At 72.7% G+C, this 14,952-nt stretch carries 12 protein-coding genes; 4 read left to right on the top strand and 8 right to left on the bottom strand.

The window, feature by feature from the left end; translation table 11 throughout:
* Positions 1-11: 11 nt before the first annotated feature.
* The 6 genes from cobT to AC3EUV_RS13480 form a co-directional block, all read right to left on the bottom strand.
* Positions 12-4,166 carry a nicotinate-nucleotide--dimethylbenzimidazole phosphoribosyltransferase gene (cobT, locus tag AC3EUV_RS13505; protein ID WP_435602987.1) on the bottom strand — a complete coding sequence of 1,385 codons (4,155 nt, stop codon included), beginning with the start codon at positions 4,164-4,166 and terminating at the stop codon, positions 12-14.
* A 236-nt stretch (positions 4,167-4,402) separates the two neighbouring features.
* Positions 4,403-5,623: a precorrin-6y C5,15-methyltransferase (decarboxylating) subunit CbiE gene (cbiE, locus tag AC3EUV_RS13500; protein WP_435602986.1), complete on the bottom strand. Its 1,221-nt coding sequence runs from the start codon at positions 5,621-5,623 to the stop codon at positions 4,403-4,405.
* A 165-nt stretch (positions 5,624-5,788) separates the two neighbouring features.
* Complete coding sequence (locus AC3EUV_RS13495; protein WP_432144938.1) at positions 5,789-6,424, bottom strand: GNAT family N-acetyltransferase; 636 nt, start codon at positions 6,422-6,424, stop codon at positions 5,789-5,791.
* Positions 6,425-6,791: 367 nt separating this feature from the next.
* Positions 6,792-7,673, bottom strand: a complete 882-nt coding sequence (locus AC3EUV_RS13490) for a MetQ/NlpA family ABC transporter substrate-binding protein (protein ID WP_432144937.1) — start codon at positions 7,671-7,673, stop codon at positions 6,792-6,794.
* A 70-nt stretch (positions 7,674-7,743) separates the two neighbouring features.
* Entirely contained in the window at positions 7,744-8,466 is a 723-nt protein-coding gene (locus AC3EUV_RS13485; RefSeq protein WP_435602985.1) for a methionine ABC transporter permease, read from the bottom strand.
* Positions 8,463-9,557, bottom strand: coding sequence for a methionine ABC transporter ATP-binding protein (locus tag AC3EUV_RS13480; protein WP_432144935.1), 1,095 nt, complete (start codon positions 9,555-9,557; stop codon positions 8,463-8,465). The genes AC3EUV_RS13485 and AC3EUV_RS13480 overlap by 4 nt, the downstream gene beginning before the upstream one ends.
* Before the next feature lie 673 nt (positions 9,558-10,230).
* Between AC3EUV_RS13480 and AC3EUV_RS13475 the strand changes: the two genes are divergently transcribed.
* The 3 genes from AC3EUV_RS13475 to AC3EUV_RS13465 all read left to right on the top strand — a co-directional run bounded on the left by AC3EUV_RS13475 (position 10,231) and on the right by AC3EUV_RS13465 (position 11,903).
* On the top strand, positions 10,231-10,599 hold the full coding sequence (locus AC3EUV_RS13475; RefSeq protein WP_432144934.1) for a hypothetical protein: 369 nt from the start codon (positions 10,231-10,233) through the stop codon (positions 10,597-10,599).
* The gene (locus tag AC3EUV_RS13470) at positions 10,592-11,041 is read left to right on the top strand and encodes a hypothetical protein (RefSeq protein ID WP_432144933.1); all 450 of its coding nucleotides are present in this window, start codon (positions 10,592-10,594) and stop codon (positions 11,039-11,041) included. Before AC3EUV_RS13475 ends, AC3EUV_RS13470 begins: the two co-directional genes overlap by 8 nt.
* Positions 11,042-11,171: 130 nt before the next feature.
* Positions 11,172-11,903 carry an IPT/TIG domain-containing protein gene (locus tag AC3EUV_RS13465; RefSeq protein WP_432144932.1) on the top strand — a complete coding sequence of 244 codons (732 nt, stop codon included), beginning with the start codon at positions 11,172-11,174 and terminating at the stop codon, positions 11,901-11,903.
* Between the two features lie 65 nt (positions 11,904-11,968).
* On the opposite strand, the gene AC3EUV_RS13460 is transcribed toward AC3EUV_RS13465, so the two are convergent.
* Both AC3EUV_RS13460 and AC3EUV_RS13455 read right to left on the bottom strand, forming a co-directional pair.
* Entirely contained in the window at positions 11,969-12,484 is a 516-nt protein-coding gene (locus tag AC3EUV_RS13460) for a GNAT family N-acetyltransferase (RefSeq protein WP_432144931.1), read from the bottom strand.
* A gap of 320 nt (positions 12,485-12,804) precedes the next feature.
* The gene (locus tag AC3EUV_RS13455) at positions 12,805-13,941 is read right to left on the bottom strand and encodes a glycerophosphodiester phosphodiesterase (RefSeq protein ID WP_432144930.1); all 1,137 of its coding nucleotides are present in this window, start codon (positions 13,939-13,941) and stop codon (positions 12,805-12,807) included.
* 298 nt (positions 13,942-14,239) lie between these two features.
* Here AC3EUV_RS13455 and AC3EUV_RS13450 point away from each other — a divergent pair, with 298 nt between their 5' ends.
* Positions 14,240-14,908 carry a lysophospholipid acyltransferase family protein gene (locus tag AC3EUV_RS13450; protein ID WP_086720378.1) on the top strand — a complete coding sequence of 223 codons (669 nt, stop codon included), beginning with the start codon at positions 14,240-14,242 and terminating at the stop codon, positions 14,906-14,908.
* The last annotated feature ends 44 nt before the right edge of the window (positions 14,909-14,952 follow it).

Here is a 14,952-nt window from a genome sequence, read left to right as displayed (position 1 = left end):
GTCGGGCCTGATCAGGTCTTCTCCGTCACTCCGGCGGAGTCGAAGGTGGCGACCTCGTGCATGGCGCGGGCGGCGCTCTGCACCACGGGGAGTGCGAGCAGGGCGCCGGTGCCCTCGCCGAGGCGCAGGTCGAGGTCGACCAGCGGGCGCAGGCCCAGCTTGTTCAGGGCCGCGACATGGCCGGGCTCGGCGCTGCGGTGGCCGGCGATGCAGGCGGCCAGCGCCTCGGGGGCGATGGCGCGGGCCACCAGAGCGGCGGCGCCGGCGCTCACCCCGTCGAGGATCACCGGGGTGCGCAGCGAGGCGCCGCCGAGGATCAGGCCGACGAGGGCGGCGTGCTCCAGACCGCCGATCGCGGCGAGGACGCCGATGGGGTCGGCCGGGTCGGGCTGGTGCAGTTCCAGGGCGCGGCGGACCACGTCGACCTTGCGGGCGTGGGTCTCGTCGTTGATGCCGGTGCCGCGGCCGGTGACCTCGACCGGGTCGACACCGGTGTAGACGGCGATCAGCGCGGCGGAGGTGGTGGTGTTGGCGATGCCCATCTCGCCCGTGAGCAGCGCCTTGTTGCCGGCCGCGACGAGGTCACGGGCGGTGTCGATGCCGACCTCGATGGCCTTGAGCACGTCCTCCTGGGTCATCGCCGGGCCCGCCGTGAAGTCGGCGGTGCCGGCGCGGACCTTGCGCGGCAGCAGGCCGGGGGTGGCGGGGAGATCGCCCGCGACACCGACGTCCACGACACAGACCTCGGCGCCGACCTGGTTGGCGAAGGCGTTGCAGACCGCGCCGCCGCCCAGGAAGTTGGCGACCATCTGGCCGGTGACCTCCTGGGGCCAGGGGGTCACGCCCTGGGCGTGCACACCGTGGTCACCGGCGAAGATCGCGACGGCGGCCGGCTCCGGGATGGGCGGCGGGCACTTGCGGGACAGTCCGGACAGCTGCGCGGAGATGATCTCCAGCATGCCCAGCGCCCCGGCGGGCTTGGTCATCCGCTTCTGCCGCTCCCAGGCCTCGCCGAGTGCCTTGGCGTCCAGCGGGCGGATGCCCTGAAGGGTCTCCTGGAGGAGGTCGTGCGGGCTCTCGCCGGGCAGCGCGCGGCGGCCGTAGGTCTCCTCGTGGACGACCCACGACAGCGGGCGGCGCTTGGACCAGCCGGCCTGGAGCAGCTCGGGGTCCGCCGGGAACTCGTCGACATAGCCGATGCACAGGTAGGCGACGACTTCGAGGTGCTCGGGCAGGCCCAGTTCGCGGACCATCTCCCGCTCGTCGAAGAAGCTGACCCAGCCGACGCCCAGGCCCTCGGCGCGGGCGGCGAGCCAGAGGTTCTCGACCGCGAGCGCGGAGGAGTACGGGGCCATCTGCGGCTGGGTGTGGCGGCCGAGGGTGTGGCGGCCGCCGCGGGTGGAGTCGGCGGTGACGACGATGTTCACCGGCGTTTCGAGGATCGCCTCGATCTTCAGCTCGCGGAACTGCTTGGCGCGCGCCTTGGGCAGCGACTTGGCGTACGCCTCGCGCTGCGCCATCGCGAGCCGGTGCATCTTCTCGCGGGTCTCGTCCGAGCGGATGACCACGAAGTCCCAGGGCTGGGAGTGGCCGACGCTGGGGGCGGTGTGGGCGGCCTCCAGGACGCGCAGCAGCACATCGTGCGGGATTGGGTCGCCGCGGAAGCCGTTGCGGATGTCGCGGCGTTCGCGGATCACGCGGTGGACGGCGGCGCGCTCGGAGTCGTCGTACCCGGCGGCCGGGGACAGCAGGCCGTCGGCGACGTCGGGCGTAGCGGCGGGGTCCTGCGGGTCCGCCGCCTGCGGCTGGTCGCCGTCCTCGCCCTCGTCCTCGTCCTGGCCCTCGCCGAGCTGGACGAGTGCGGCGGCGTCCTGCTGCTGGGGCGTCTCGTCGGCGTCGGCGGTGGGCTCGGCGTCGGGGGCCGCGGTCTGCGGGGCCGGGGCGTCCACGGGGGTGTGCTCGCCGGACGCCTGGGCCGGGATGTGGACGGTGACGGGCCGGGCTTCGGCGAGCGGCTCGGCGGGGGCGTCGGGCGTGGCCTCCGCGGGCTCGGCGGCGGGCGCGGCGTCCTCGGCGGGCTCGCCGGGGGTGGCCTCGGCCGCGAGGGCGTTCGGCTCGGCGGGGCTGTCGGCGTCGTCCGGGGCGGCCGCTGCGGGCTGCTGTTCGGCGGGCGGCGCCGCGTCCTGCGGGGCGGGATCCTCGGCGGTCTGCTGCCCCGCGGCGTCCGCGGGGGTGCCGGGCTGCGGCTGTCCGGCGGCCGGCTGCTGCTGCGCCTCGGGCGGCTCTATGACGGCCTGTTCCTGAGGCACACCGTCGTCGGTGGCGGGTACGGCGGCGGGGCCCTGGGGGGCGGTGTCGGACAGCGGGGCGACGGGCTCGGCCACCGGGGCGTCGGCGGTGGCGTCGCTGGCGTCGGCCGGGAGGGCCTGGTCCGGGGCGGGGGTGGCGGCCGCGGGCTCCGGCTGGGGCTCGGCCGGGGCGGCGGGGTCCTGCTGGGCCTCGGCGGCAACGGGGGCCGGCTCGGCCTCGGTGGCGACGGGCTCGGTGGTGGCCTCGGGCTGCTCGGCGGGCTGCTCGTTCCGGGGTGCCTGGGGGGCCTCGGCGGGGGCGTCGGTCACCGGCTGTTCCCCTGCAGGCGCCGAGTCTTGGCCGGGCGCGTCGGACGGGGCCGGGGCGGGGACGTCGGCGGGCTGTGCCGGGGCCTGCGCCTCGGGCTCGGCGAGCGCGCCCTGGTCGGCGGGCTGCTGGGGAGCCTCGGCGGCAACGGCCTCGGGCTGCTGGGCGTCCGGGGCGGGAGCCTGGCCGAGAGCGTCCTGCACGGGGGCGTCCTGGTCCGGGGCGTCCGGCGCGGCGACATCCTGCACAGGAAGGTCCGCGGCGGCGGCACTCTGCACGGAAGCGTCCGTAGCGGCGACGTCCGGCGAAGGGACCTCCACCACGGCGCCGTCCGCAGCGGGAACATCCGCCATGACGGCCTCCGGCGCGACGCCCTCCACTACAGCGCCCTCCGGCAGGGCCGTTCCCTCCTGACCGGGCGCTGCCGCATCCGTCACCGCGTCCGCAGCGCCGTCCTGCGGCGGCAGCGGCACCACGGCCTGCGCTTCCTGCCCGGCCTCGGCGGCGGTCCCGGCGACGGGAGCTCCGCCCCCGGCCTGCGCACCGTCCTCGGCCGGCGGCGTGAGCGACTGTTCGACGGGCGGCGCCGCGTCCTGCGGGGCGGGCTGTACGGCCTCGGCGGGGGCGACGGGCGCCTCGGGGGCGACCGTTTCTGCAAGCGGGGCCGCGGGGACCTGGGCGGCGGCGTCGTTCCACTGCGGCACCTGCGACGGGATCTCGCCGAGCTGCGGGCCGGGCAACGGGCCCTGGCCCGCGGCGCCGTAGGTCTGCTCGGCGTTCAACTGCCCGCCGTAGGACTGCTCACCGTACGAGGGCGCGGCGAAGGTCTGCTCGGCCGCCGCCACCTCCCCGGTGTGCTGCTCGGCGTACGGCAGGTCGGCGGCGGCCTGGGCGTCGGCCGCCGGGCCGGGCACGTCGGGCGTGGCCGGGGCCGGGGCGTCGAAGTATTCGGGGCCGCCCGTGGGCGGTCCGGCGTGCCGTGCGGGCGCTTCGGCCGGGCCGCGGTCGGCGAGTGAACGGACCACACCGCCGGTCGGGTCGGGGACGGGCGGGCCCATGTGCAGCGGGCGGCGCGGGGGCGTGGCGGGGGCGGCGGCGCGGGCCCGGTCCGGCTGCGGGGCCGCGGGCTGGGGGATGCGGACGGCGCTGAGGTCGACGGAACCGGAGTCCCGGCCGCCGCTCTCGTGGTCACCGGCCGGGGCGGGCATCGGCTCGTAGCCGGTGGCCCCCTGGGCGGCCGCGTCGAACGGCGCGCCCTGCTGGGGCTGCTGGTCCGCACCATGGTGGGTCTCGTGCGGCTGCGGGAGCGGCTGGTGCGCGGGCTGCTCGCTCCAGGCGCCCTGGGCGCCGGGCATCAGCAGATCGTCGTCCGCGACCACGCCGTCGGTCTGGCCGAGGTAGGGGTATTCGCCCGGGGCGGGCACCATGCCCGGAAGCTCCGTCGGTCCGGGGTCGGCAGGGGAGGGAGCGGCCGCCGGCTGCGGCTGCCCGGGATGTCCGCCTGCGTTCTCCGGCTGTCCCTCGCCCGGGACCTGGCCGGTGTCGGTCATGCGTACCCCTCGCCCATTGGTAGTGCTCCTTCCAACCGCTCGTGCGACGCGCTCGACCGGGGCGCGCCGACGCCCCGATAGCTAGAACGAGCGAGCACGCCTCGCGGCACGTCCGCTCTCCAGAGCTTCATATTCGGCCAAAACCGCAGAATTTTCCGGATATTGGCGCACGAAGCCGAATGCGGAACGGCGGCGCAACGATCCGCCAGCCTACCTCGCGCGGGTTGCCGTGCTGGTCACGGGTGAGGAACGCGATACCCGCTGAGAAGAAACACCACGGACCGCTCGCGTTCGACCCAGACGGAAGTGTCCAGGTCCACGGACTGGAGCAGTGCGCACTCGACTTCGTAGCCGCCGTCGGCCAGCGCCCGGCCGAGCGATTCGGCCTCGTCGCGGGTGGCCGCGTGGGTGACGATCCGTTCGGGACGGCGGGCCGCGCAGGCGGTGAGCACGTCCGCTCCCCCGCTGCCGACCCGGATCACGTCGGGCTCGGGCAGGTCCTCCAGGATCTGCGGCGCCCGGCCGTGCACGACCTGGAGTTGGACGCCGTGCCGGCGGGCGAGGGCGGCGGTGCGTCCACAGGCGTCCGGGTCGGCGTCGACCGCGATGACGGCGGCGCCGAAGCGCGCGGTCTCCACCGCGGCGGCGCCGCTGCCCGCGCCGATGTCCCAGACCAGGTCGCCCACCTGCGGCCCGAGACGCGCGAGTTGTGCGGTGCGCAGCTGGACGGACTCGCCCTCGCCCAGGGCGCCGCCGTACGCGCTCGCCGGAAGTCCCCAGCCGCGCGAGCCCGTCGGGTGGCCGACCTCGTGACCGGCGATCCAGCCGGTGCCCTGCGCCGCGGCACCGGCGGGCGAACCGCCGACGACAATGACGACATTGGGGTCACGCCAGACATGGTCGGCGGCCTTGTCGGATGTGAGGACGGTCACCTGCTCCCGTTCGGTGCCCAGTTCCTCGCAGATGACGAAGGTGCGGTGGACGCCGCCGAGCAGCAGGGCGAGTTCGGCGGGGCCGGCGCCGGGCGAGGTGAGCACCGCGACCTTGGTGTGGGCGCGGCAGACGTTCACCGCGCGGCGCAGATCGCGGCTGTGGGCGACCACGACCTGGGCGTCGTCCCAGGGCATGCCGGCCTGCGCGAAGGCGGCCGCGACGGAGGAGACGGCCGGGACCACTTCCACTTCCAGGCCGTGCTCGGGGGCCCGCAGGGTGCGGACGACACCGAAGAAGCCGGGGTCGCCGTCGGCGAGCACCACGGCGGTGCCGCGGTGCTGGGCGATACGGCGGGCGGCCAGGCTCACACTGCCGAGCCGGATCCGTTCGGCGTTCGGCGGCACTTCGGGGAGCGCGAGGTGGTGGGCGGCGCCGGCCACCAGCGTGGCGGCGCCGAGCGCGGAGCGGGCTGCGGCGGTCAGTGGAGAGCCGTCCCATCCGATCACCGTGACCCGGTCGGCCATGCTCGTCAGTCTCCTGGGGCTGCTGTGGTTACGCGGGCGGGGCGGCAGACAGGACGGCCGCCGGCCGGTGGTGGTGCCGCTGTGGTGCGCCGGTCCGCACTGGTCGCGCAGAGGCGCGGCAGGCCGAGACTACCGCGTGCGGTACGGACCTGAGCGCGGGCGTGGTCAGTTCCACTCGGGGTAACTGAATCCGTTCGCGTCCGCCAGGCGGCCGGGGACCCCTTCGAGGTCCTCGGGCAGCAGGCTCCACACGATCAGATCGGTCCGGATGTCCGTCCAGCCGCCGTCCTCGGTGCGGCTGCGGGCTATGAAGGCATTGCGCAGCACGCCCTCACTGATGCAGCCGATCTTCTGGGCGACCTGCTGGGAGGCGGTGTTGCCGGCGGCGGTGCGCAACTCGATGCGTTCGAACTTCTGGTCGTGGAAGAGCCAGTGGGCGACGGCGAGCGAGGCCTCGGAGGCGTACCCCTCACCGCGGGCCCAGGAGGCGACGACGTAGCTGATCTCGCTGGAACGGATCCGCCAGTCGGTGTTGCGCAGTTGGACCACGCCGACCAGGCGCTGGGTGAGGAACTCGGTGACCGCGAAATCGATCCCGTGGCCCGCGGTCCGCTCGGCGCGGGCGCTTTCGGTCGTCCAGCGGCGGGCGGCGTCCTCGGTGTACGGCTGGGGTATCGCGGTCCAGGCGGCGACCAGTTCGTCGTTCATCATCGCGGTGAGGGACGGCACATCGGCCCCCTCGAAGGGGCGCAGCACCAACCGGTCCGTGCTGATCGAGATGTCCGGAAAGGTGGATGTCATGCCGCTGCTCCCGCGCCGTTGACTGTGGTGTCCGGACCGTCGCGGGCTGTGAGACCGCGAGGTCACGGGCCGTCTTGACCGTCTTGAGTGCACCAGCATGCAGCATGGGCGTACGGGTGTGCACGCGCGTGGGCCCCGGGCGCGCGCCGGGCGCGTCCGGGGCCTGCGAGGCCGCCCGTGCGGACGGACACCTTCCGGTGACCTGGGCACGGGTGACTGCGTGTCTACACCCGCCCACCCCCCGAAGGGGGGTGGGCGGCGGGGAAAAAACGGGACGGCGGGAAGGCCGCTCCGGCGGGGAACCGCCCCGGCGGGAAAGCCGCCCCGCCGGCGAACCACTCCGGCGGCGAATCTCCCCGCCAGCAGGTCAGCTCTTGGCCGGGCCGAAGGCCGGGATGACCGAGCCGTCCTTGTACTTGTCCTCGATGAACTTCTTGACCTCGGGGGAATTCAGGAGCTTGGCCAGCTTCTTGATCCGCGGGTCGTTCTCGTTGCCCTTCTTGACGGCGAGGAAGTTGGCGTAGGGGTTGTCCTTCGTCTTCTCCAGGGCCAGCGCGTCCTGGGAGGGCTTGAGGTGGGCGCCGATGGCGAAGTTGCCGTTGACGATCGCGGCGTCGACGTCGTCGATGCGCGGCGCGGTCTGGGCGGCCTCCAGCTCGGTGATCTTGACGCCCTTGTCGTCCTTGACGTCGGTCAGCTTGGCCTCGGAGCCGACACCGGGCTTGAGGGTGATCACGCCGTTGTCGGCGAGCAGCTTGAGCGCGCGGCCCTCGTTGGAGGGGTCGTTCGGGACCGAGACGGTGCTGCCGGCCTTGAGCTCCGAGAGCTTGTCGATCTTCTTGGAGTAGACGCCGAGCGGCTCGATGAGCACGTTCTGGACGGGCACGATGTGCGTGCCGTTCTCCTTGTTGAAGGTGTCGAGGAACGGCTTGTGCTGGAAGAAGTTGGCGTCGACCTGGCCGTCGTCGGTGACCTTGTTCGGGATCTTGTAGTCGTTGAACGGCTTGACGACGAGCTTGAGGCCCTCCTTGTCCGCCAGCTTGTTCTTGACGAAGTCGAGGATGGCGGCGTGCGGGGCGGGGCTCGCGGCGACGACGAGGGGGGCGTTCTTGTCGCCCTTGTCGCTGCTGGCGGTGGTGTCGGAGGGAGCCGAGCAGGCGCTCGCGCCGAGGGCGACGGCGGAAGCGGCGGCGATGGCGACGGAGATCTTGAGGGTGTTGCGCACGAAGAGTGCCTCTTTCTTGTTCACACACGGGTTCATGTGCGGTGTCCGCCCGGCAAAGGGTCCGGGCTCTTGGGTGGAGCGGGTGGCTCCGGTATCAGGCGGCTTCGGGGACGGCAGCCGGCTCCTCGGTGCGGTGACGGCGCAGGGAGGAGGCACGGGTGCCGCGCTGGGCGAGCCGGCGGACGATGCGGTCACCGAGCACCTGGACGAGGGTGACCAGGAGGATCAGTTCCACCACGGTGGCGATCATCAGGGAGGTCTCGTACTGCTGGTAGCCGTAGGTGTAGGCGAGGTCGCCCAGACCGCCGCCGCCGACCGCACCGGCGATCGCGGAGTAGCCGATCAGCTGGATGACCAGGGTGGTGACGCCGGCGACCAGCGCGGGCAGCGCCTGCGGGAGCAGCACCTTGAAGACGATGGTCCAGGTGCCGCCGCCCATGGCGTGGGCGGCCTCGACCAGTCCGTGGTCGACCTCGCGCAGGGCGGCCTCCACCAGCCGCGCAAAGAACGGGATGGCGGCGATGGCGAGCGGGACCACCGCGCCGGTCGGGCCGATGGAGACGCCGACGAGGAGCCGGGTGAAGGGGATCAGCACCACGATCAGGATCAGGAACGGGAAGGACCGCCCGATGTTGGTGATCGCGCCGAGCACCTTGTTCACGACGATGTTCTGGAGGACGGCGCCGCGCTCGGTCAGATGCAGCAGCACACCGACCGGGATGCCGAGGAGCACCGCGTAGAACGCGGACCACCACACCATGAAGAGGGTGTCGAGCGTGCGGTCGTACAGCAGCGGCTGCATCTCGTTCCAGGTCACTTGGCACCTTCCTTCTGGAGCGTGGCGGCGGACTCCGGGGTGGCCGCCCGGTCGGCGGGGTCGGCGGCGGTCGCCGCGGCGGCGGGGTCGACGTCCGCCACGTCCACCTGGAGCCCCTGCTCGCGCAGGAAGCCGATGGGCACGACGTTCTCCTCGAAGCGACCGGGCAGCTCGATGCGCATCCGGCCGATCTGCTTGCCGCCGACGGTGTCCATGGCGGCGCCGAGGATCGAGATGTCGACGTTGTAGGTGCGGGACAGCTCGGAGATCACCGGGCGGGTGGCGGCCGAGCCGTGGAAGGTGATGTCGACGACGGTGCGGTCGTCGGCGGAGGGCTCACCGCCGACCGGGAACAGCTCCCGGGCCAGCTCGGAGCCGGGGGTGGCGAGCAGTTCGGCGACGGTGCCCTGCTCGACGACGCGGCCGTTCTTCATCAGCGCGGCCGAGTCGCAGATCGTCTTGACGACGTCCATCTCGTGCGTGATGAGCACGATGGTCAGGCCCAGCTTGCGGTTGAGGTCGCGCAGCAGCTGGAGGATGGAGCGGGTGGTCTCCGGGTCCAGGGCGCTGGTGGCCTCGTCGGAGAGCAGCACCTTGGGGTCGCCGGCCAGCGCGCGGGCGATGCCGACGCGCTGCTTCTGCCCGCCCGAGAGCTGGGCGGGGTAGGCCTTGGCCTTGTCGGCGAGGCCGACCAGGTCCAGCAGCTCCAGCGCCTTGCGGGAGCGCTCCTTGCGGTCGACCTTGAGGATCTCCAGCGGCAGTTCGACGTTGTCCTGCACGGTGCGCGAGGACAGCAGGTTGAAGTGCTGGAAGACCATTCCGATGTGGCTGCGGGCGGCGCGCAGTCCGGCGCTGGCGCGCTTGCCGCGGCCGGCGATGGAGGTCAGTTCCTGGCCGGCGACGGTGACCGTGCCGGAGGTGGGGCGCTCCAGGAGGTTGAGGCAGCGGATGAGGGTGGACTTGCCGGCGCCGCTCTGGCCGATGACGCCGTACACCTCTCCTTCGCGGACGTGCAGATCGACGCCGTCCAGGGCGGTGACTTCGCGGTCTCCGGAACGGTAGACCTTGGTCAGGCCCGTTGTGGTGATCACAGGGAATTCCGTCACTGTCGAGTGCTCGGCGGCTCGCCCGCCGGGCACGGGGCATTCTTGCGAGTGCGGCAGAGGGGAACAGGGAGCGGCGGCGGGCGCGGGGCCCGGCTCCGGGTTCCGGTGACGCGGGGCGGCCGAGGGCGTCGGGAGGCCGACGTACGGCTCATGGCAGGGTCTCGCTTCGGGGCGCGAGGCTCAGGCGGGGGCCCTCAGCGGTCACACATTCGACACATGCAACGAGCACCGGGCGTCTGGTACGCCTCGGTCGCAGGGGTGCGGTAGCTCGTCGTGGTCATGCGGGCAGTAAACCAGACAGCGGTACGGCCCGATCAAGCCAGTCCGAATTGCGGACACCACCGACCAACCCGTGGACAGCGCCCCGTCCGGCGGAAACGATCTCCCTCGACCGGTCCGTGGCCTGCGCTGATGCGGAAGGGCGCGGAGGGAGGGGGCGAGAGGCGGACGGCGCGGGGCCCGGTGCGCTGTGGTCAACGCCACGGTCGGCGTCCCGGCCGCGTGGCCGGGGCCCGGGAGCCGGGCCTGGGAGCCGGGGCGCCTCGCGCGGGCGCAGGGACCGCGGTGGGGCCGGGCACGGCCGCTCGCCCGCCGCCGATTAGCATCGCCCCATGCCCCACAACCCCACGGCGCGCGGCCACGCCGCCCGGAGGCCCCGGTGATCGACGCGCTGACGATCGCGGTCGCGGTGACCGCTCTCGCCCTCGCCGCCTGGTGCGGCTTCGCGGCGTTCCGTGACCAGCCCACCAAGGACTGGCACTTCATCGGCATGGGCCTGGTGTCGCTGCTCGGCATCGTCCAACTGGTCATCGCCGTCGTGCAGTTGTCCCGCGGAGTGTCGCCGGACAAGGGCACCGCGCTCTTCGTTTCGTATCTGCTCGGGGCCGCCGCCTCTGTCCCGGCGACCGGCTTCATGTCGCTCTCGGAGCGCACCCGCTGGGGTTCGGCCACCGTCGCGGCGGGCGCCGTGGTGCTGGCCGTCCTGGAAGTGCGGCTGTTCGACATCTGGGGAGGCGGCAGTGCCTGAGACCACGGGGACCACACAGCCCACCGAGGCCGGCCCGGCCCGCCGCTCCCTGGGCACCGGCCCCGGCCGGCTGCTGGTCGCGCTCTACGGCATCTTCACCGTCGCGGCCGCCTCCCGCTCGCTGTACCAGCTCATCGCCCAGTTCGACCGGGCCCCGCTGGCGTACGGCCTCTCGGCGGGCTCCGCGGTCGTCTACGGGTTCATCACCTTCTCGCTGGTGCGCGGTGGCGAGGGCGCCCGCCGGGCCGCATTCGCCTGCTGTGCGCTGGAGCTGCTCGGGGTGTTCGGCATCGGCACCTGGACGCTGCTCGACCCGTCCGCGTTCCCCGACGCCACGGTCTGGTCCGACTACGGCATGGGCTACCTCTTCATCCCGGTCTTCCTGCCCGTCACCGGGCTGCTGTGGCTGCGCCGCTCGCGTACGGAGCGAACGACGGCCTGAATCCGCCCGGTGAGCGAGCTGCGCCATCCGGGTGAAGAGCGGGGCCGCGCCTCGCTCCCGGCCGGGCGCCCTGGCTCACTGGAGTCCGACAGGCGTTCAGGGGTTCGCCGGCGCGGAAACGGAGCGGAAGATGCCGATCAGTCCGAACCAGGGTTCCACCGGCGGCGGTTTCACGGCGACGCTCACCGGCACCGGTCTCACCGGGGCCACGGCGGTGCGGTTTGGAACCGAACCGGCCGTCATCACGGCCACTTCGCCCACCTCGGTGTCGGTGGTCGCCCCCTCGGGAGCCGGTGTGGTCGCTACCACGGTGACCACGCCGGGAGGCACCAGCAATCCGGTGCCCTTCTACTACGTCCTCCCCCCGGTGATCCTCGATGTCTCACCGGCGTCCGGACCCCTGGCGGGCGGCAGCACCGTCACCCTCGCCGGACGCAACCTCACCACCGCCACGTCCGTGCTGTTCGGGGACACCGCCGTGACGCCGACGGTGCTCTCCGACAGTGAGCTCACGGCCGTCAGCCCGGCCCACGCGGAGGGCGAAGTGGCCCTGTCCGTCACCGCGCAGGGCGGCACCGCCACGGCGTCCGGGACCTTCGGTTTCGTGGCCGCGCCGACCGTCACCGACTTCAGCCCGGCGACCGGGCTGCCCGCCGGCGGCACGCTGGTCGACATCACGGGCACCGCGCTGGCGACGACCACCGAGGTGACCTTCGGCAGCGTCCCGGCCACGTTCGCCGTGCTGTCCGACACCCGGGTCGCGGCCGTCGCGCCCGGCCAGCCCGCGGGCGCGGTCACCCTCACGCTCACCACCACGGGCGGCAGCGGCGCGGCACCCGGGGTCTTCCTCTATCTGCTCTGATATCTGCTCCGACGGGGACGGCCCGAGGCGGACCCGCTCCGCCCGGGGGCGGGTCCGCTCCCGCGCTATGCCTGTGCGACGAGCTCGCCGGCGCCGGCCGGCTGGGGTACTTCCTTCTCCAGCGTGACCACGTTCAGCCGGGGGGTGCGCTGCTCGGTGCCCACGGGCACATAGCCGTGGCTGCGGTAGAGCCGCAGATTGCCCTCGCTGCGGTGGCCGGTGAACAGGCGGAAGCGGGTGGCCGACCGCTCGGCCGCCAGCCGCCCCTCGACGGCGTCCAGCAGCCGTCCGCCCAGGCCGTGCCGCTGCATCCGCGGGTGCACGATGAGTTTGGCTATCCGCCCGGTGCCGTCCTCGTCGACCGTGCCGCGCACGGCGCCGACCACCTCCTCGCCGAGCCGCGCCACCACGACGCAGCCCTCGCCGAGTTCGGCGCGCAGCGCCTGAAGCGTCTGGGTGAGCGGCTCGATGCCGTAGTCGTCGTACAGCGCGGCTTCCTGCTGGTAGCAGAGGTACTGGAGCTTGAGGATCTGCTCGGCGTCCTGGTCGGTCGCCGCAGAGATGGTCACACTCGTGCCCATGCGCGTATGCCTCCCCTATTCGGTTCGCTGGTCCGGGCGCGCTGAGGGTGAGAGGGGTGCGCCCGGAACGATGTGCCCTGACCGACGGCGCCGTGGGGTACCGGGCGCCGCCATGGCGGTGCTGACACCGCCTCTTCCGGAATCCCCGGCGGAGGGCGGCGGCAATCTTCGCCGCGAGCATTCTGCGCAGGCAATCGGGACAAGCGGAACGGACCGGCACCGAGCTCCCCTGTGACATTCCCAACTCAGATGAGAATGCCGGGGAGACGGCGCCGGTCCGGGCGGCCGGGCGGTGCCGCGAGGGCGGTCCGCGGCCGGCGTCAGCCCTTGCGGAACTCCGCGGCGGCCAGCAGCGCGGTGTCGGGGTTGTCGGAGAACAGACCGTCGATTCCGGTGCCGAGGTACGCCTTGAACACCCCGAGGGCGTCACCGTAGGCGTTCGGGTCGGTGCCGCGGCGGTAGTCGGCCGGCAGGAAGCTGTTCTCGTTGCGGACCGTATACGGATGCAGGACCAGTCCGGCGGCATGCGCGTCCTTGACGACGGACGTGGGCTCGCCGAGCTTGCCGTCCTTGTCCCGCGGGATGATCACGGTCAGGTCCGGCCCGATGCCCTGGGCGAAACCGGCCAGCCACTTCAGGCCCTCGGGCTTGATCAGGTCGGCGACCTTGCGCGGGTCGCCCGCCTCGGTGAAGTCCCAGGGCCGGGAGTCCAGCGTGGACAGCAGCACGACCTTGGGGCAGTCGACGAGCTTGTCCAGTCGCTGGATGCTGCTGGGCTCGAAGGACTGAAGGAAGTTCGGCGAGTTCCTGCGGTGCCGGCCGTGCGCGCGCAGCGCCTTGGCCAGCCGCTCCTCCAGGCCGAGGCCCAGCTTGCGGAAGTACGTGGGGTGCTTGGTCTCGATGTGCAGCCAGACACGGCGGCCCCGCTCGCGGCCCTCGCGCTCGGCCCACCGCAGCACCTCCTCGAAGGTCGGTACCTCCCACACCCCGTCGTAGAGGGTGTTGTGCTGCCGGGTGCCCGGTATGCGCTCCTTGGCGCGCAGCGTCTTGAGTTCGGCGAGCGTGAAGTCCTCGGTGAACCAGCCGGTCAGCTTCACCCCGTCCACGGTCTTGGTGGTCTTGCGGTCCGCGAACTCGGGGTGCGCGGAGACATCGGTGGTGGCGGTGATGTCGTTCTCGTGACGGCAGACCAGATGCCCGTCCTTGGTGGGGACGAGGTCCTGCTCGATGACGTCCGCGCCCATGTCCAGGGCGAGTTGGTAGGAGCCGAAGGTGTGCTCGGGCCGGTAGCCGCTGGCGCCGCGGTGGCCGACGATCAGCGGTACCGGCAGTTCCTGGGGCGTCCCGGCCCGCCCGGCCGCGCTCGCCTGGCCGGCTCCGCCGAACACCGCCGCTCCCGCGCCGAGGGCCGCGGCCCCCAGTACCGTCCGCCGTCCCGGCTGCTGGCGCTTGTGCATGCGCACGCTCCTTGTCTGAGGCATTCGCTGATCTTCCGGGTGCTTCCGGGTGTTTTCCGGCATGCGGTGAGGCGTGTTGCACACCGGCCCACGGAACCCGGCCGATCGTAGGCACGGACGGGCCATGCCGGGGAGACGGACGACAACATCGGGGGGAAGATGGTGGTAACACACGTCAACTGTGCGTATCGACCTCGTGAACCCGATGTGCGCGCGGGAGTAACCCGCGAGTATGGTCCTTGGCTGCGCAGAGTTCTGCGTGCGCTTGACATCGACCAGTCACGACCCGGAGGGCCCGTTGTCCCGCATTGTGCTGAAGGCGATTCTCGGATTCGTCATGCGTGTCCTGTACCGCCCGAAGGTCGAGGGCATGGAGCGCATTCCGGCGACCGGACCGGTGATCCTGGCCGGTAATCACGTCACCTTCATCGACTCACTGTTCCTGAGCCTGGTGGTCAAGCGCCCGGTGTACTTCATCGGCAAGGACGAGTACGTCACCGGCAAGGGCGTCAAGGGCCGGCTGATGGCCTGGTTCTTCACCAGCGCCGGCATGATCCCGGTCGACCGCGACGGCGGGCACGGCGGGGTCGCGGCGCTGATGACCGGCCGCCGGGTCCTGGAGGAGGGCAGCGTCTTCGGCATCTACCCGGAGGGCACCCGCTCCCCCGACGGCCGCCTGTACCGCGGCCGTACCGGCATCGCCCGGCTGACCCTGATGACCGGTGCGCCCGTCGTCCCGTTCGCGATGATCGGCACCGACAAGGTGCAGCCCGGCGGCAAGGGCCGTCCGCACATCGCGCCGGTGACGGTGCGCTTCGGTGAGCCGCTGGACTTCTCCCGCTACGACGGTATGGACCGCGACCGCTATGTCCTGCGCGCCGTCACCGACGAGGTGATGAGCGACGTGATGGAGCTGTCCGGCCAGGAGTACGTCGACATCTACGCCACCAAGGCCAGGGCCGCCTGACCCGACCGACGTTCGCCGGGCCCCATCCGTTCTCCGGATGGGGC

It is taken from the genome of Streptomyces sp. bgisy130 (assembly GCF_057708345.1).
The sequence above is the reverse complement of the archived record's forward strand: the minus strand, read 5'-3'. Positions and strand labels throughout refer to the sequence as shown.

What these genes read in the sequence shown, in the direction of transcription:
- cobT (WP_435602987.1), bottom strand. Translation starts at nt 4,166, where the DNA reads ATGACCGACACCGGCCAGGTCCCGGGCGAGGGACAGCCGGAGAACGCA.
- AC3EUV_RS13455 (WP_432144930.1), bottom strand. Translation starts at nt 13,941, where the DNA reads ATGCACAAGCGCCAGCAGCCGGGACGGCGGACGGTACTGGGGGCCGCG.
- AC3EUV_RS13460 (WP_432144931.1), bottom strand. Translation starts at nt 12,484, where the DNA reads ATGGGCACGAGTGTGACCATCTCTGCGGCGACCGACCAGGACGCCGAG.
- AC3EUV_RS13465 (WP_432144932.1), top strand. Translation starts at nt 11,172, where the DNA reads ATGCCGATCAGTCCGAACCAGGGTTCCACCGGCGGCGGTTTCACGGCG.
- cbiE (WP_435602986.1), bottom strand. Translation starts at nt 5,623, where the DNA reads ATGGCCGACCGGGTCACGGTGATCGGATGGGACGGCTCTCCACTGACC.
- AC3EUV_RS13495 (WP_432144938.1), bottom strand. Translation starts at nt 6,424, where the DNA reads ATGACATCCACCTTTCCGGACATCTCGATCAGCACGGACCGGTTGGTG.